Source organism: Maribacter spongiae (assembly GCF_047345125.1).
GTDB lineage: Bacteria > Bacteroidota > Bacteroidia > Flavobacteriales > Flavobacteriaceae > Maribacter.
In genome coordinates this window covers 189,804-207,385 of sequence record NZ_JBLFEQ010000002.1, presented here as the reverse complement: position 1 = coordinate 207,385, position 17,582 = coordinate 189,804, and the positions used below count along the sequence as shown (strand labels likewise).

The window sequence follows — 17,582 nt, the reverse complement described above, 5'->3', positions numbered from 1 at the left end:
TGATGTAATGAATAAAACGCTGCTGAAATACACTCTATTGATTACTATGATGTTACATGGTTTTGGTTTATATGCCCAGAGTAAAAAACAAACATTAGTTTCTTTTAATAAAAAGACCTTTATCAATAGCATTATTAATCAAAAAAATAATCGACCTATAAAGATAGAGACCCCTAAAGGCGAAATACTTTATTTAAAACTTAATGTAAAGAATCAAAATGACAATGGCTTTACACTAATTGGAACTGTAAATGATAATAAATTGTCTTCTTTTTCTATAGCTCTAGAGAATGAAAAAATAACCGGAAACATTTTATTACATGATTCTAAAAGGGCTTATACAATTAGCAGTGACAGTTCAGGTAAAGTATTTCTTGAAGAAACAGGTATTAATACCATACTATGTATAGAATTTGAAAAAACAGAATGGGACATTAAAGAACGAGCAATTGTACCTACAAAAAAGAATGTTGTTCTATCTGCAGAAATAAACACTGATCTTGAGAGTCTTCCTGGAGCAGAAGGTGTTATCTATTTAGATTTTGATGGAGAAATCGTTTCTGGAACCAGCTGGCTTGGTGGAAATACAATTAATGCTATGTCTTCTGGCTTTACATCTGAACAGATTACGGAAGTTTGGAAAATTATGGCAGAAGATTTTCGTCCTTTTAACTTAAATGTTACTACCCGAAGAGAGGTTTTTGATGCTGCTCCCCAAAATCGCAGAATGATGTGTATTTTCACCCCTACCAGAGATGCGGGGCCAGGCTTTGGGGGAGTTGCTTTTGTTCGTTCTTTTTCTTCAAACTCGACCGATGATCCATGTTGGGTATACAATCTTGGAAACATTCGGGAAGCTGGAGAAACTGGATCCCATGAAGTGGGGCATACACTTGGATTGTTTCATGATAGCCAGAGTATTGACAACGGTGGTTTTACTGAATTTTATGAAGGGCATGGTACATGGGCTCCAATTATGGGTCGAAGCATATTTAGAGAGGTAGGACAATGGAGCATGGGAGAGTATGAAAACGCAACTCGAATGGAAGACGATATTGCTATTATAGCAGATGACAGAAATGGGGTGGGTTTTAGAGACGATGACCATCAGGATAATATTAATGGAGCAACACCTATAATAACTGATGCCGATGGCAATGTTAGTGCTGATCAAAACTATGGTTTTATTGGTACTAGAGATGATAAAGATGTATTTTCTTTCGTAGTAGAATCTGATGGTGATGTGTATTTTGATTTTGAGCCAGATCCAGATTACCCGAATTTGAACATACAAGCAAGAATATTGGATGCATTAGGAGAAGAGCTTGCTTTTTCAGACCCATCTGGACTTAGTGCTTCAATCGATATAAATCTATCTAGCGGAACTTATTTTATCGAAATTGATGGGGTTGGAGAAGGAACCCCAATTACTGGATATTCCGATTATTCTTCTTTAGGAAATTATACAATCTCTAATAACAATCGATTTCCTATCGCCAATTTTGAAGCTGATAGAAATGGCTGTACAGAAATTGTGTTTCAAGATACATCGATAAATAACGTGGATTCTTATGTATGGGATTTTGGTGATGGCAATACTTCTACAGAACAAAACCCTACCCATAACTACGCAACAGGAGGAACATATACCGTATCACTTACCACTACAAACGATTTTGGGCAAAACACCAACGAAAAAGTGGATTTTATAACTATTAACATACCCGATCAACCAGTTGGAGAAGACCAAAGTATTTGCCCCGGAGAATCAACTACGCTAACCGTATCTGGAAATACCAATGCTTTTATCTGGTATACCGAACCTACAGGGGGTGTCATTCTTTCTAATCAACCAACGTATACAACACCACCTTTAGATGCTACTCAAAGTTATTATGTTTTGGGGTTCAATGATAATGAATGTGCTACAGCAACAAGAACCGAAATAAAAGCAATTGTAGTATCTGTAAATCAACCTGCTATTGCAATCAATGATACACAAAGGTTATCTGTACCTTCAGAATTCTCAAATTACCAATGGTTTTTAAACGGAGAACTTATAGAAGGCGCAAACCAATCAGAACACCTACCTCAAGAAACAGGGGATTATACCGTTGAAGTATTTAATGAGACTGGTTGTAGTACAATTTCTGCTGCTTTTACAGTAAATCAATCACAACTCAACTTAAGTTTAGATAATAGATCCTTTGTCTACTACCCAAATCCAATTAAAGGCACAGATTTATTAATGATCGATGGTATAGGCATAAATGATTTTGACCTTAGGATTGTGAATGTACTTGGTCAAACCGTTTACCAATCTGCTCCAGATAGTGAATTAAACCTATCAAATTTATCTTCTGGACTATATATTCTTTTGATTAATAATAAAGCAATAGGAAAATTTATAAAACAATGAATCTATTTTAAATAAAAATTATTCAATATAAAATAAATACTGCTATTATCAATCCTTATTATAGCCTTTGGCTCATGTAAAGTCACAAAAGACCATGCAACCCTTTCAGGAACGATTACCAATCAAAATTCGGGTTCATTGGTTATTAGCTCTCAAGGGTATACCAAAAAAATCACGGTCAATGAAGATGGGACTTTTAATGATACCTTAAAAATAAAAGAAGAATTAAGAACATTGTTTGATAGTTTGGAAATGTAGAACGACACGCTATTTCATATGTTGTGAATTACTTTGGGTATATGTACTGATCGGAGCGGTTCTTTCCCCCCCCGGATAAATTGCATCTCCCGTCTACTGTACATTATGGACCTGTGTTTTCCCGATGCTGCCAAGGCCAAGGCCGAAACACCCTTGCAGATACGGTTATTCTAGAAAACATTTAGGGGATATTGATTCCTAAGACAGCATGAGTTTTGGTATAACTACAAAACCATATGTAATTTTTTTTGGTGTTTACAAAGCTCTTTCTTAACGAAGGGTTCTTTTTGGTGCAGTTGTATTTTCCATAGTATTACAAAGACGATCATAATCCAAAGCAGCTTTTCCGTAAGCTTTTTTAAATAATTTTATAGGGAATTGTCCGATCCAGGGCTGTTGGTTCGTCATAACTATGAAAACGAATAATAACCGGTCCGCTATGTCGGGCACAAAACAAAACCAATGAGTAATTTTTTGTATTTATTTAGGGGAGGTGAAAAAGCCTATCAAGAACTATCACCGGAAGAACAGCAGGCCCACATGCAGGTTTGGGGCAAATGGATGGGAAATCTTCAGGAAAAAGGACAGCTTCTGGACGGGCAACCTTTGTCCGATGAGGGGAAAGTGATAAAAAACAAAGGGGAAATCGTTACTAACGGACCATATGCCGAAGGAGCCGAAATGGTAGGGGGTTATCTGATCGTTTCCGCTAAGGATATAAACGAAGCTATCGAAATATCCAAAGATTGCCCCATATTCGACTACGAAGGCAGTTTTGTGGAAGTTCGGGAAATATTGACCATGGAAGGCCATTAGACCCAAAACAAAGCCGTTTAAAAAATCTTTGCTTTTTGATTTGTCGGATCGAACTCGTCAAAATGGATGTTGCTTATCAATAGCATAAAATATTTTGATGCGTTCAATATGACATCGGGATAGATTTTGAACGGCTTTGTTATCTTTAGGCATGCCATTGGATATTAAAAACAGGGATGTTGAACACCTGTTCCGAAATGAATATGGAAAATTAACGGCGGTACTGAGCCATAAGTTCGGTACGTCTTTTCTAGAGCAGATAGAGGATGTTTTACAGGACACTTTTTTAAAGGCCATGAAAATATGGTCGTTCGGTACGGTTCCGGACAATCCTACCGCATGGTTGTACCGTGTTTCCAATAATGCGATGATCGATTGTTTAAGGCGGGCCAAGAAAATGGATCGTATGGCTATTGATGAAATACATTTGGATGACCAACAAACCCAAGCCGCTGAACTATTTCTGGACCATACGATAGTCGATAGTCAGTTACGGATGATTTTTGCATGCTGTCATCCTTCCCTTTCCCAAGAACATCAGATTATATTAAGCCTTAAGCTGATGGGTGGTTTCAGCAATGCCGAAATTGCAGTGGCATTGCTAAAAAAGGAGGCTACCATAGCCAAATCGTTCACCAGGGCCAAGAAAAAATTCAAGGCTGGGATAAACCCGAACATTTCTCCGGTACAAATGGGATTGCAGTCAAGATTGTTCGTGGTGTTTCGGGTCATCTACCTACTTTTCTCGGAAGGCTATTCCGCTACTTCGGGTGCAACCGCTATAAAAAGGGATTTCTGTTATGAGGCGTTGCGTTTGGCCTTATTGCTCCGGGAGAACAAGTATTGCATACATCCTAATCTGGAAGCCTTAATCGCGTTAATGTGCTTTCATGTCTCCCGATTCGATGCCCGATTGGACGGGAATAAGGAACTGGTGGACCTGGAGCATCAAGATCGCTCAAAATACGACCAAGAACTGATACAGATTGGAAAGCACCATTTGGAAAATTCGGAAACGGCGGACCACAAACCCTCACATTACCATTTGGAGGCCGCACGATCGTATTACCACTGCATGGCCAGAACATTTGCGGATACGGATTGGAAGAGTATATTAAAACTCTATGACGTGCAGCTGCAATGGCAATCCTCCCCCTTGCTCAAACTCAATAGGGTAGTGGCCTATCATAAGGTACACGGTGCCGATGATGCACTCAAGGAGCTTACGGCTTTTGAAAACGATTCGGATTTTATTGCCCATAGCCTGTTCTTTGCCCTTAAGGCCGAAATACTTTTGGATATGAATGATACCTCGAACGCAAAAAAAGCGTTGGAACGTGCCATTCAACTATCGGCCAATGGCTTGGAAAAGAAACATTTGATCAAGAAATTGGAGCGGTATAATGCTTAACGGACCCTAAGCGGAATTCAACCCGCAATAGGTCATGGTTTCGATCCTATTCCATCGGTGGGTTTTTTTGGGCCAAAGGGTTCCATTCTTTATAGAACTGCTTCAGAAAATCGATCATGTAGTAATGTCTTTCTTCCGCCAACTCCCGTCCGGTTACCGTATTCATTTTATCCTTTAACAGCAAGAGCTTTTCATAAAAGTGGTTCAGTGTAGGGCCGTTGGATTTTTTATATTCGGCCTTGGTCATTTTTAATTTTGGGGGAATATCGGGGTTATACAATGACCTGTTTTTAAAACCACCGTAATTAAAGGCTCTGGCGATGCCTATGGCACCCAAAGCATCCAAACGGTCCGCATCCTGGACCACTTGAAGTTCCAATGTATTGAATCTTTTTCCTTTGTAAGAACCTTTCCCAAGGGTAGATTTAAAGGAAACATGTTCGATAATGCTTACAACATGGTTTATGGTTTCTTCGGACACTTCCAAAGAATTTAAAAAATCACGGGCCATTTTTGGACCAATGGTTTCGTCCCCATCATGGAATTTTGCATCGGCAATATCGTGTAAGAGCGCTCCAAGACTTACGACCAGAAGGTTTACTTTTTCCTTTTTGGCAATAAGGAGCGTATTATTGAAAACACGTTGAATGTGGAACCAATCATGGCCACCTTCCGCATCCCGCAATATTTCTTTTACAAAGACAATGGTTTCTTCTACCAGTTCGGAATCGGTCATTTGAATGAATTTATACCGGAGGTCACCGTTTTTTCTATTTCGGCAATAAGTACATCGGCATTGCCTTTATTTTCGATAGGGGCGTGTACATCAAAAGAAACTTTGGCCCCAAGTCCCATAGGAAATTTACCATAGCGTATCAGTTTCCAGGAATTGTTGATGCTCACGGGAATTATAAGTGCTGTCGGTGCTTTCCGTAACAGCATTTTAAGCCCCATGGGTTTAAAAGGCTTGGGATGGCCGTCCCGGCTTCGGGTGCCTTCGGGAAATATGACGGCACTTCTATTATGCCTTTCAATATATGAGCCCAATTTTCCTATTTCCATTAAGGCCGTTTTTCCATCTTTGCGATTTATGAGTGCGGAACCCCCATGTCTTAGGTTATAAGAAACGCTGGGAATGCCCTTTCCCAACTCTTTTTTGCTTACAAATTTTGGATGGTGTTTTCGCATGTGCCAGATAATAGGTGGAATATCGTACATGCTTTGGTGATTGGTCACAATGATCAGGGGGCGATCTGTGGGGATGTTGTGGGGATTGTTAAACCGGTAGGTCGTGCCCAAAATATTCGTACACCGCATAAGGGTCCAGTTTAGGATACTTACGGATTTTTTTAGACCGGGATATCCAAAAACCTTATGAAAAATCCATAGTACGGGATGTAAAATAAGTAACGCACAGCCAAAAGCTATAAAAAATAGCAAGGATATAGGATATGAAAGCATCTTATGCATAGAACAAAAATAAACGAGACCCATCAAGTTTTCAAAACCGGATGGGCCTTTATCATTATAATCTTCATTTTTTTATTCCTATCTCGTTATAGGACAGGTTGGGAAACCCTTAACAGAATTCGTCGTAGGCCTGCACCAGATTTTCCGCGATCATATCGGCCGGTCGGCCTTCAATGTGGTGACGCTCGATCATATGTACCAGCTCACCATCTTTAAACAAGGCCATGGAGGGGGACGAAGGCGGGAACGGAACCATTAAATCCCTAGCGGCATCCACAGCTTCTATATCCACTCCGGCAAATACCGTTACGGCATGATCTGGCGTCTTTTCATTTTGTAGGCTCATTTTGGCGGCGGGCCTGGCATTGGCCGCGGCACAACCACAAACGGAATTGACTACTACCAGAGTAGTACCGTCTTTTCTTATGGCGTTCTCTACGGCTTCTGCCGTATGCAATTCTTCAAATCCGGCAGATGCCAGATCGTCTCTCATAGGTTTTACTAATTCCGCAGGATACATAGTCTTTTTTTTAATTAAAATCAATAAACAAAGATAACCAATTTGTTGTATTCCCTGATTTGGGCCGTAATGTTTTAAAAGATATTGGGGTCCGGGAATCAAGAACCAAAATTTAAACAGGCCTGTTCTATGGTTGAAATAGGTTCAATTTCTTTTGTATATTTTTCTGTTGGACCATACCATGACCGGAACACACAAACCGCTTGTATTCCGTATCCGTTTTCCTGCTTCTTTATATCTTTGGCAAAATCAAAAATAAAATATGATCAAGTGGCTGGGTGCCTTGGTAGGGTTTTTTATTAAGGGAATAGGCGGTGCGTTATTGGGGTTTTTTGCAGGAAGTGCAATAGATAGTCTTTTTGGTTCCGAAAGTTCCGGAACGAGAACGGTCTTTAATGATTTTACAAGGCCCAATGTTTCCCCGGCGGATTTTGAATTGAACCTGCTTTCCCTTTGCTCCATTGTAATTAAAGCCGATGGTAATGTAAGCCGAACGGAGATGGACTATGTCCGTCAATATTTTGTGGCCACCTATGGAAAGGAAAAAGCCAATGCCATTTTCCGTACTTTTAATGAAATCAATAAGAAAAGAGAGATTTCCGCCCAAAGGATCTGTGCTTTTTTAACACAGCGAACCAGATATGAAGTGCGTTTGCAGTTGCTTCATTTTTTATTCGGTATAGCGCAAGCGGATGGGCATGTAAGTAATCCTGAAGTACAAAAATTACAGGAGATAGCAGGTTATTTAAGGGTAGGCCTGAACGATTTTGAAAGTATTAAGGCCATGTTCATCAAATCTGCGGATACCTCTTATAAGATTTTGGAAATTGATAAATCGGCCACGGACGATGAAGTAAAGAAAGCCTATAGGTCTATGGCGAAGAAATACCATCCCGATCGGGTAAATACCCAGGACGAAGCCATAAAAAAAGGAGCGGAGGAGAAATTTAAACAAGTGCAAAAAGCATATGAGACTATTCAAAAAGAGCGTGGGATCGGGTAGTTTTGTTAGCAGTTAGCAGTTAGCAGTTGGCAGTTGGCAGTTGGCAGTTGGCAGTTGGCAGTTGGCAGTTGGCAGTTGGCGGTGACAGTGCGCAGTAAGCAATAACGGTAACGATAAACAATAATGCAGGAATTTTGGTTTTACATACAATTGGGTTTAAATCATGTGTTGGATATTAACGCATATGACCATATACTTTTTCTCTCGGCTTTGGCGGTTCCCTTTACATTCAAAAGCTGGAGGGAAGTAGTCTTCTTGGCTACGGTGTTTACCATAACACATTGTCTTTCATTGGTTTTGTCGGCCTTTGAAATTGTGATTATAGATGTTCCCTTGATCGAGTTTTTGATACCGGTGACCATAGTGATAACGGCCATTTTTAATATACTATATCAAAAAATGGTCCAGGGAGAAAAAAATATTGTTTTTCATGTAGTCGCAACGGCTTTTTTTGGATTGATCCACGGTTTTGGATTTTCCAACTATTTTAAAATGTTGGTTGCCGGGGAAGAAGAAAGGATAATGCCATTACTGGGTTTTGCTCTGGGGATTGAAATCTCACAGGTGATTATCGTATTATGCGTACTGTTATTGGCCTATGTACTTCAATCAAAAATGAAAATAAAACAATCGGTTTATATCTTGACGGCCAGTGGTCTGATCTTACTCATTACAATACCGTTACTTTATGCAACGTTCCTATGGTAGTGTTTTGTTAAATTTAAGGCTATCAGGTTGTGTAACCCCGTAAAGCAGGTATCTTAGTAAATCATGCCCGAGTAATTCCCAATGAAGAAATCAAAACAAAAGAAATACGATAAGGCCTATTTAAGGATGGCACAGGAATGGGGGAAACTTTCTTATTGTGAACGCAAGCAGGTAGGTGCCATTATCGTGAAGGATAGGATGATCATTTCCGATGGGTATAACGGTACGCCCACAGGATTTGAAAACCCTTGTGAGGATGAAGAAGGATATACCAAATGGTATGTTTTACACGCAGAGGCCAATGCCATATTAAAAGTGGCCGCCTCTACCCAATCCTGTCAGGGGGCTACGCTGTACATTACACTTTCGCCCTGTAGGGAATGTAGTAAGCTGATCCACCAATCTGGCATAAAACGTGTAGTGTACCAAGTAGCTTACAAAGATGATTCCGGATTAAAATTTTTGGATAGGGCGGGAGTTGAATTGGTGCATATGCCGGAAATCGGGGCATAGACCATTATGCAAAAAAAGATGAAGAAATATAGTTATCTACTGCCAACAATAATCGCTGCCGCTTTGGCACTCGGCATATTTATGGGCGGTAAACTGCATTTTAATGATACCCCGGAACGGCTTTTCACCACCAATTCTAAAAAAGACAAGCTCAATCGGCTCATTGATTATATAGATTATGAATATGTGGACGAGGTGAATACGGACAGTATCGTTGATGTGACCGTAAACAGCATCTTGGAAAAATTAGACCCGCATTCCGTATACATTCCGGAAAAGGAGATGTCTCGTGTATCCGAAAACATGAGGGGTGATTTTGTTGGAATAGGAATTAACTTTTATGCATACAGGGATACGATCGCAGTCATTAGAACCGTAAAGGGAGGACCGAGCGATCATAAAGGAATTCAACCGGGAGACCGTATTCTAATGGCCGATAAAGATACCCTTTATGGTAAAGGAATGCCCAGTGATGCAATTGTGGACAAGCTTAAGGGAAAGGAAGGAAGCCTGGTAAAACTTACGGTTTATAGAAAAAATGAGGACAAAACCTTCACCGTAAATATAAAACGTGGTTTGGTACCCTTAAAAAGTGTGGAAGCGTATTATATGCTTACCGGGGATATGGGCTACATAAAAGTGAACCGGTTTGCGGAATCCACTTTTAAGGAGTTTAAGTCCGCCTTGACAAGTTTGCAGAAAGACGGGGCCAAAAAGTTGGTGTTGGACCTTCGCGATAACCCTGGAGGGTATTTAGGTGTTGCAGAGCAAATGGCCGATGAATTTCTGGAAGAGGGCAAGTTGATTCTCTTTACCAAAAACAAAAAAGGAAAGATAGATAGGACCTATGCTACGGATGAAGGCAGTTTTGAGGATAAGCCCGTTTATGTCCTTATCAATGAACGGTCCGCTTCGGCCAGTGAGATTATTGCCGGCGCATTACAGGATAACGATATAGGTGCTATTGTAGGACGGCGTTCCTTTGGAAAAGGCCTTGTACAAAGGGAAATGGCCCTGGGCGATGGTTCGGCCGTAAGGTTGACCGTCTCCAGATATTATACCCCCACGGGAAGAAGTATACAGAAGACCTATGCTAAAGGCAATAAGGATTATTACCAAAAATTTACCGAACGGTACCGTAGTGGGGAAATGATTTCGGTAGACAGTATTAAGGTTGCCGATTCCTTAAAATTTACCACCCCAAAAGGAAAAATCGTCTATGGCGGCGGCGGGATCATTCCGGATAAATTCGTTCCCCTTGGAACTAATGAAGAAGAGATCATGGAGCGTATGGATAATATTGGGTTTCTGTCCTTTTTTGTTTTTGAGCACTTAGAGGAAGACCGTTCGTACTATGCACAATATACCCAAGAAGAATTTTTTAGGAATTTTAGGGTGGACGATATTCTTTTTGAAAGGTTTGTAGATTACTCCGTTGACCGGGGCCTAAAAATGGACTTTTATGATTTTGAGGACATAATAAAGTTATATATCAAGGCCGCCATGGCAGAACAATTGTTCAATGCCAATATGTATGCCAAGATCAAAAGCACGGAAGACCCCATGCTCCAGAAAGTATTGGAATTGGATTGCCCACCTGTACAGCAAGGCGAAGCGGAGGCGATCAGATCCAAGGACTAATCCTCGTTTACCTTCTTCTGCACTTTTTTGCTGGCCATAAATAATAGCATAAGAACAATGGCACATAATGAGGCCATAATCCCAATAAGCGCAATAATACTGTTGCCTTGAAATGGATCCGCAAAATCTACCAAAGTTACATTATAGGCGATCAGGACCAGGGCCAAAACAATGAAAATGATGGAAAGTGTTCTGCTCATGGCATGCTGTTTTAGAACAAAAATACGCTCTTTTTAAGTTCTTTAATGATTAAAAAGTTCATTGATATTGGTAACGAACAGTTTTACCGCTATGGCCATGAGAATTACCCCAAAAACTTTTCGGATAATATTAAGTCCGTTTTTGCCCAGCTTACGTTCCAGTTTTATGGACGATTTCAACACCATAAAAACGAAAATGATATTTACCAGTATGGCAATGATAATATTCTCTACATGATATTCCGCTCGTAGTGAAAGTAACGAGGTCAAGGTACCCGCACCGGCAATTAACGGGAAGGCAATGGGAACAATGGATGCGCTCTCCGGCTCATCATTTTTATAAAGCGATATTCCTAAAACCATTTCAAGGGCCAAAAAGAAAATGACAAAGGCCCCTGCAACGGCAAAAGAATTTACATCAATACCGATAAGATGAAGTATTTCCTCCCCTAGAAAAAGGAAAGCGATCATGATACAGGCAGCGACTATCGAGGCTTTTTCCGACTGTATATGCCCTACTTTATTCCGTAAACCAATAATTATGGGAATACTGCCCAATATATCTATGACCGCAAAAAGTACCATACTTGCGGTGACTATTTCCCTGAAGTTAAAATGAAAGGCCATCACTGGAATTTTAGCAAATTTACGTTTATAAAAAGGGTTTCGGACGCCATTATTTTACCAGTATGTAAAATTACCGTTATTATTGCCCCAGAGTGCTCTTAATACCTATAAGAGGAGTAATCCCATGGAGAGTTTTTTGAAAATTGACGATTGCTTTGACCGGATATCGTTAAGATCAATTATTCTTTTAAATCAACATAAAACAAAAAGCAATGAAAAAATGTATCTTCCCAACTTAAATAAAAACATGTTTCAATTAGGGAAGACCATAGTATCCGAAGAGATTATTGAGAACGATTTTGTCTGTAACCTAAATGCTTGTAAAGGAGCCTGTTGCATAGATGGTGATGCCGGTGCCCCGGTAGAGGATGGTGAGACGGAGATTTTGGTAGATGTTTATGATAAAGTGAAACCTTTTCTGAGACCCGAAGGAATAAAGACAATCGAGGAAGAAGGTGCTTTCGTCAAAGGAGAGGATGGTGAGTGGGAAACTCCCTTAATAAATGGCAGCGAATGTGCCTATGTTATTTTTGATGAAAAAAATACTTCCAAGTGTGGGATAGAAGAAGCATATAACCAGGGAAAGATCAATTGGAAAAAACCTGTTTCTTGCCATTTATATCCGGTCCGGATCAAAGAATATAGAGAGTTAACGGCCGTAAACTACCATAAATGGCATATTTGTGATCCTGCATGTGCCTTGGGCGAAGAGCTTAAAGTACCCATTTATAAATTTGTTAAAGATGCGTTGGTGCGGAAATTTGGGCAAGCTTGGTATGATGAATTGGAGCAGATAGCCAAAGAACATCTTACTCGATAGGGATGTGAAGAATAATTTTGGTGCCATTGGGTTTGTTGGTACCGTCGTAAAGGTCTACTATTTCTACATGAAATGAGTTTTGGTAGTCTCGGGAGAAGTTGGCAAGGCGTTCCTTGGTAATATCTATCCCGACGGATTTTCGTTTCAAGACCTTGTTTTTCTTGATTTTCTCGGCCGCGTCCCGTCCTACCCCATTATCGGTAATGGCAATATTGATAAAACCGTCCTGCCCCTTATCTACGTCCAAAATGATGTTTTTCTCCCCTTCCTTAGAAGAAAGCCCGTGCCATAGGGCATTTTCAAGGAACGGTTGTAAAATAAGGGATGGGATGCGTACGGTATGTACATCTATATCATCCGATATGTTTACAATAAAATTTATTTCATTGGAAAAGCGAATATTTTCAATATTCATGTATAGCTCCACGGTTTCCAACTCTTCCGCCAACTGGATTTCCCTTTGGGAAGAAGCTTCCAAAATTTTTCGGACCAGTTTGGAGAATTTGTTTAGATAATGGACCGCATTTTTCTGTTCATTGTTAATGATGTATAATTTTATGGAATTTAAGGAGTTGAACAGGAAATGTGGATTCATTTGGCTCCTTAACATGGTCTGTTCCAGTGTCAACATTTTTTTTTCGTTGCTCAATTGATATTGCTTATAGAGTATATAAAGAATACCTGCCAAGAGTACCAGACCAATACCGCTGATCAATAACATGGTTCTGTTCTTCTTGAGTTTTAAGCGAACGTTTTCATTTTCCTGAGCTAATTTTTCTATCTGGTTCGTTCTTTTTTCCGATTCATATCTCAAGATCATATCATTAACATACCGTAGGTTCAGGTTGTTAGTAATCTGTTTCTCATATTTTTTGGCTTCTTTATAATAGGTCATTGCCTTTTCATAATCATCCAATTTGATCCACATTTCGGATAAAAATTTATTTGCCTCTGCAATTTCCACCGGGAAATTATACTTCTTCGCAATTTCCAAGCCTTGCATTAGTTGCTTCTCGGCGTTCTCGTAAGACGACAGCCGTATGTTCGTCCAACCGGTGTTTATCAATATGGAAGTGATGATTTTCTGATCCCCTAATGGTTTCGCCTTTTCCAACGTTGATTCAAGAATTTTTAAGGCTTCCTGGGTTTTCTCTAAATGGACATATACGTGGGCAATACTGTAATAACATATGATCTTTCCTTTTTCGGAATTGATTTCCTCGTTATAGGCCAATGACTTATTAAAGCTTTCCAGCGCTTCTTCCAATCTTCCTAAAGCTTCATAACATTCACCTATATTTTGATTGTTAATGGCCAGGCCCAATGTATTGCCAAGTTCTTTTTCGAGCCTCATGGATTCCTTGTACTTTGCTATAGCAAGATCATATTGCTCTAAAATCTGATAAATATTCCCAATACTGTTCAAAGAAACGTTAATACTCCTTCTTATGCCGGGGGAGGGATTCTCCACGGTCTCCGCAAGTTCCAGGGCTTCTTGACTGTAGTCCAGAGCGGATTTAATGGCATCCGTTCGTCTAAAGATTACACTCATCATGTTTAAACCGTAGACTTTGAACTCCACATTCTCCATCTCTTCCGCGATCTTAAAGGCTTCTTGAAACAAGCTTAATGCCCTAGAATATTCAGAAATGTCCCTGTACACCCTTCCTTTTTGGTTAAGGGCATACGTTTGGCCGGCCAGATAGTACTTTTCTCTGGCCTTGATAATAAAATAGTTCATTGACGAGGTGTCCTTTCTAATAGGTCTTAGCACCTTGTCTATTTCCGCATAGGTTTTTGGAGCTGCATTTACCAAACTGTCTATGCTGTTTTCCAGTTCTGGGGAAATGCCCTGGGAAATACCCTTGACAGAAATAAGTAAAGTGGTAAAAACAAATAGGAAAATTTTATAATGAATAGGAAAAGTGGATATATAAGGATTATAAGGTGCTTTTTCTAGTGTGACTACCCCCATAGATTATCCTATAATAAATCCAGAAAATCAGATTTTTTCTGTCTGGACACAGGTATTTTGTGATTGGACTTTAGTACTACATACCCGTCCGTTTTTAGAAATTCCTTTATTTTGGTAAGGTTGATGATGTAAGAATTGTGGATTCTAAAAAAAGAATCGTCCGGGAGCAACTCTTTTACTTCCTTTAATTTTTTGGTCAATACTATTTTTTGTCCGTCGGAAAGGAAAATGGTGCTATAATTGCCATCGGACTCCGCATAGAGGATTTCATCACTTTCCAGAAATAACAATTTACCGTCCGTGTTCAAGGTGATTTTTTTGTTGATGGAACGCGAGTTAAAATTAAGCAATATTTGTTCTAGTTTTTCGGCCGTAAAATTTTTGGCGTTGAATTTTTTGATTTTAACTATGGTTTCCTGTAGATCATCCGTGTCTATAGGTTTTAAGAGATAGTCGATAGCTTCGTTCTTTAATGCCTTTATGGCATATTGATTGTATGCGGTGGTGATGACTACTGGAAAGTTTTTGTTTTTCAATTTCTGAATAAACTGAAAACCGTCCATAGTGGGCATTTCAATATCCAAAAACAAGCAGTCGGGCGTATTTTTTTCCAAATACTCCAGGGCCTCGAAAGGATTTGTGAAAGAAGCGGATACGATTATTTCCTCACTAAAATTCGTGAGTTCCCAAGAAAGGCTCTGTAGCGCTTTTATTTCATCATCAACAATAACAACTTCCAACATAAGGATAAAATGAAGATAGAAAGTTAATCAAAATTAAGGTTTAGAACTTTGCTTTCTTGGGATTTTGTATCAATGGAGGCTATTCAAGTATAACTGGCATATAATTTCATTGGGGAAACCGGAAACCGATGTTATTGATAAATTATACGAAAAAGACTACAGGACAATATCCGTTATGAAATTGTTTTTTTTATGTTTTTCCGTTTACACAAAAAAATATACAGATTATACATAATGATCTTCAGTTGGCCTGTCATCATCTAATTTAGTGGCACATTTAATTTTATATGAAAAATTAGATGTACGGGTTTTTAAAATGAATTTTGAAAATGGGGTCATGAAAAAGTGTTTGTTAATGTTTGCATTTCTATTGATAGTGCTTTTTATAGCAGTGGTTATGGGGAGGCCCCGTACAAACTATGTAGAAGATGAAATGGTCATGGAAACATTGGGCGCTACGGATTTGTTGACCACGAATGAGAACAACTAACCACGGCTTCTAAAATGACATCTTTCCTGTTTAAAATTTCCAAGATTCCGATATTGGGCGTTACGCCGTTTTTATTGATTTCTAACGGACATGAAGGGTGTATGAAAAATGCCCGGATTCCGATGAAAGGATGTTCGTTGGAAACAAATGAGGTTTGGAGCCAACAGTTGAAGGGAAATAGTGGCCTTGGCATCGGTTTTAAGTACCTCGATATGATGGTGTTTTTGGCATGGTCATTGGTAATTAACTTGGAGAAAAGCCTTTTTTTACAAAGGCCGGAAATATTGAAATTAAAGTAGTAAGACAAAAAGTAGCTTTAAGGTTAGGGTTTGACAATGTAGAAAGCAACCCTTTATGAAATAACGGTTTTTTAATATTAAAAAGATAGAAAGTAATTAGTGTCAAAAAGAGGTACGGCTCAGGATGAATGTTATTAAACAAGTTATCCATTCAACTTTTTGAACACCAAAAAGTGGTCTTTGGCCACAAAATCTAATGATAGGTTTCGGGGGAACTACCTAAATTAGAACTTGGTGGGCATTTTCATAGCATGAAGTGTTGAAAGGGCCGTACATTTTGATCTTGATCGAAAGCCTTTACATTTGAACAAACCAAAAGGTATATTTGAAACCATACTTTTTGGTTTATTTTTTTCTGTTGGATTTTATGAAAAAAATATCAGGATGCTTCTTTTCCCCTTAGCGCAATGAACATCACTTGCGAGCCTAGATTTCAACATATTGTGTTAAAAACTTTGTAGTTGAAAAGCGGAAATACACTTTACAGATCGCTCACATTTTTCAATCTTTGTTAGTCCTTACAAGAAGGTAATAATCGCCCTCTTCACACTAACTTTTATTTAAAATATAGTATTATGTCCACAGCCATAGAGCCTATTTTGGAAGAAAATGACGACCGATTTGTAATCTTTCCGATTAAACACGATGATCTTTGGGAATGGTATAAAAAATGTGAAGCCTGTTTCTGGACTGCCGAAGAGATAGATTTGCATCAGGATTTGACGGACTGGGCCAATAAATTAAATGATGACGAACGTTACTTCATTAAACATATCCTGGCATTTTTTGCCGCTTCGGACGGAATTGTAAATGAGAACCTAGCGGAGAACTTTGTTAGTGAAGTGCAGTATCCGGAAGCAAAATTCTTTTACGGATTCCAGATTATGATGGAGAATATCCATTCGGAAACCTATTCCCTTCTAATAGATACGTATGTAAAGGATGAAAAAGAAAAGAATATCCTTTTTAAGGCCATAGAAAACTTTCCCGCCATCAAGAAAAAAGCGGATTGGGCGTTGGATTGGATAGATTCCCCGAGTTTTGCGGAACGTTTAATTGCTTTTGCCGCCGTAGAAGGTATCTTCTTTTCAGGTGCATTCTGTTCTATTTTCTGGCTGAAGAAAAGAGGATTGATGCCGGGCCTTACATTTTCCAATGAATTGATCTCCCGGGATGAGGGCATGCATTGTGACTATGCGGTCCATTTGCACAATAAGCATCTGATACATAAAGTTCCGAAGGAACGCATTACGCAAATTTTGACCGATGCCCTTAACATAGAAAGAGAGTTTATTACGGAATCTTTGCCCGTGAGCCTAATTGGCATGAACTCCAAGTTAATGACGCAATATCTTGAATTTGTGACCGATCGTTTGTTGGTGGAGCTAGAATGTGATAAGGTCTACAATGCTACAAATCCATTTGATTTTATGGATATGATTTCCCTACAGGGGAAAACCAACTTCTTTGAGAAACGTGTTTCTGAATATCAGAAAGCCGGAGTATTGAACAAAGAAAAAGATGACGATGCACAAAAAATCAGTTTTGATGCTGATTTCTAAATAGTTTTCAAAAAGAGATTCCTTTTGTAACTTTAAAGGGAGCTTTGGAACCCAACTATAAATTGTTGAATTTTTTAACGGAAATTCGACCAAACCAACGTATCACT

The 17,582-nt window shown here is 39.2% G+C and carries 18 protein-coding genes; 11 read left to right on the top strand and 7 right to left on the bottom strand.

Features of this window, described 5'->3' with window-relative positions; translation table 11 throughout:
• Positions 1-7: 7 nt before the first annotated feature.
• The 3 genes from ACKWB9_RS03510 to ACKWB9_RS03500 all read left to right on the top strand — a co-directional run bounded on the left by ACKWB9_RS03510 (position 8) and on the right by ACKWB9_RS03500 (position 4,904).
• Positions 8-2,419, top strand: coding sequence for an Ig-like domain-containing protein (locus ACKWB9_RS03510; RefSeq protein ID WP_414001607.1), 2,412 nt, complete (start codon positions 8-10; stop codon positions 2,417-2,419).
• A 720-nt stretch (positions 2,420-3,139) separates the two neighbouring features.
• A complete protein-coding gene (locus tag ACKWB9_RS03505; RefSeq protein WP_414001606.1) occupies positions 3,140-3,493 on the top strand; it encodes a YciI family protein in 354 nt (117 codons plus the stop codon).
• A gap of 151 nt (positions 3,494-3,644) precedes the next feature.
• On the top strand, positions 3,645-4,904 hold the full coding sequence (locus ACKWB9_RS03500) for an RNA polymerase sigma factor (RefSeq protein WP_414001605.1): 1,260 nt from the start codon (positions 3,645-3,647) through the stop codon (positions 4,902-4,904).
• Positions 4,905-4,950: 46 nt separating this feature from the next.
• Here the strand turns inward: ACKWB9_RS03500 and ACKWB9_RS03495 are convergent, their stop codons facing one another.
• The 3 genes from ACKWB9_RS03495 to ACKWB9_RS03485 form a co-directional block, all read right to left on the bottom strand.
• Positions 4,951-5,640: an HD domain-containing protein gene (locus tag ACKWB9_RS03495; protein WP_414001604.1), complete on the bottom strand. Its 690-nt coding sequence runs from the start codon at positions 5,638-5,640 to the stop codon at positions 4,951-4,953.
• On the bottom strand, positions 5,637-6,221 hold the full coding sequence (locus tag ACKWB9_RS03490) for a lysophospholipid acyltransferase family protein (RefSeq protein ID WP_414001603.1): 585 nt from the start codon (positions 6,219-6,221) through the stop codon (positions 5,637-5,639). The genes ACKWB9_RS03495 and ACKWB9_RS03490 overlap by 4 nt, the downstream gene beginning before the upstream one ends.
• A 262-nt stretch (positions 6,222-6,483) precedes the next feature.
• The gene (locus ACKWB9_RS03485) at positions 6,484-6,894 is read right to left on the bottom strand and encodes a BrxA/BrxB family bacilliredoxin (RefSeq protein WP_414001602.1); all 411 of its coding nucleotides are present in this window, start codon (positions 6,892-6,894) and stop codon (positions 6,484-6,486) included.
• Between the two features lie 262 nt (positions 6,895-7,156).
• Here ACKWB9_RS03485 and ACKWB9_RS03480 point away from each other — a divergent pair, with 262 nt between their 5' ends.
• The 4 genes from ACKWB9_RS03480 (at position 7,157) to ACKWB9_RS03465 (ending at position 10,759) form a co-directional block, all read left to right on the top strand.
• Positions 7,157-7,897 carry a TerB family tellurite resistance protein gene (locus ACKWB9_RS03480; protein ID WP_414001601.1) on the top strand — a complete coding sequence of 247 codons (741 nt, stop codon included), beginning with the start codon at positions 7,157-7,159 and terminating at the stop codon, positions 7,895-7,897.
• 123 nt (positions 7,898-8,020) lie between these two features.
• Positions 8,021-8,605 (top strand): HupE/UreJ family protein, encoded by a 585-nt coding sequence (locus tag ACKWB9_RS03475; protein ID WP_414001600.1) that lies wholly within the window; start codon positions 8,021-8,023, stop codon positions 8,603-8,605.
• Between the two features lie 81 nt (positions 8,606-8,686).
• Positions 8,687-9,118, top strand: coding sequence for a deoxycytidylate deaminase (locus ACKWB9_RS03470; RefSeq protein ID WP_414001599.1), 432 nt, complete (start codon positions 8,687-8,689; stop codon positions 9,116-9,118).
• An 18-nt stretch (positions 9,119-9,136) separates the two neighbouring features.
• Positions 9,137-10,759, top strand: coding sequence for a S41 family peptidase (locus ACKWB9_RS03465; protein ID WP_414001598.1), 1,623 nt, complete (start codon positions 9,137-9,139; stop codon positions 10,757-10,759).
• Here the strand turns inward: ACKWB9_RS03465 and ACKWB9_RS03460 are convergent.
• Both ACKWB9_RS03460 and ACKWB9_RS03455 read right to left on the bottom strand, forming a co-directional pair.
• Entirely contained in the window at positions 10,756-10,959 is a 204-nt protein-coding gene (locus tag ACKWB9_RS03460) for a hypothetical protein (protein ID WP_414001597.1), read from the bottom strand. The two genes, ACKWB9_RS03465 and ACKWB9_RS03460, sit on opposite strands and share 4 nt — an antisense overlap.
• Before the next feature lie 42 nt (positions 10,960-11,001).
• Entirely contained in the window at positions 11,002-11,586 is a 585-nt protein-coding gene (locus ACKWB9_RS03455; protein WP_414001596.1) for a MarC family protein, read from the bottom strand.
• 247 nt (positions 11,587-11,833) lie between these two features.
• Between ACKWB9_RS03455 and ACKWB9_RS03450 the strand changes: the two genes are divergently transcribed.
• Positions 11,834-12,406 carry a DUF3109 family protein gene (locus ACKWB9_RS03450; protein WP_414001595.1) on the top strand — a complete coding sequence of 191 codons (573 nt, stop codon included), beginning with the start codon at positions 11,834-11,836 and terminating at the stop codon, positions 12,404-12,406.
• On the opposite strand, the gene ACKWB9_RS03445 is transcribed toward ACKWB9_RS03450, so the two are convergent.
• A complete protein-coding gene (locus ACKWB9_RS03445; protein ID WP_414001594.1) occupies positions 12,396-14,381 on the bottom strand; it encodes a tetratricopeptide repeat protein in 1,986 nt (661 codons plus the stop codon). The genes ACKWB9_RS03450 and ACKWB9_RS03445 overlap by 11 nt on opposite strands.
• A gap of 8 nt (positions 14,382-14,389) precedes the next feature.
• Entirely contained in the window at positions 14,390-15,124 is a 735-nt protein-coding gene (locus tag ACKWB9_RS03440) for a LytR/AlgR family response regulator transcription factor (protein WP_414001593.1), read from the bottom strand.
• Positions 15,125-15,461: 337 nt separating this feature from the next.
• Between ACKWB9_RS03440 and ACKWB9_RS03435 the strand changes: the two genes are divergently transcribed.
• The 3 genes from ACKWB9_RS03435 (at position 15,462) to ACKWB9_RS03425 (ending at position 17,475) form a co-directional block, all read left to right on the top strand.
• Entirely contained in the window at positions 15,462-15,614 is a 153-nt protein-coding gene (locus ACKWB9_RS03435; RefSeq protein WP_414001592.1) for a hypothetical protein, read from the top strand.
• A gap of 14 nt (positions 15,615-15,628) precedes the next feature.
• Positions 15,629-15,913: a hypothetical protein gene (locus ACKWB9_RS03430; RefSeq protein WP_414001591.1), complete on the top strand. Its 285-nt coding sequence runs from the start codon at positions 15,629-15,631 to the stop codon at positions 15,911-15,913.
• Between the two features lie 575 nt (positions 15,914-16,488).
• Positions 16,489-17,475 carry a ribonucleotide-diphosphate reductase subunit beta gene (locus tag ACKWB9_RS03425; protein ID WP_414001590.1) on the top strand — a complete coding sequence of 329 codons (987 nt, stop codon included), beginning with the start codon at positions 16,489-16,491 and terminating at the stop codon, positions 17,473-17,475.
• Positions 17,476-17,582: the final 107 nt, after the last annotated feature.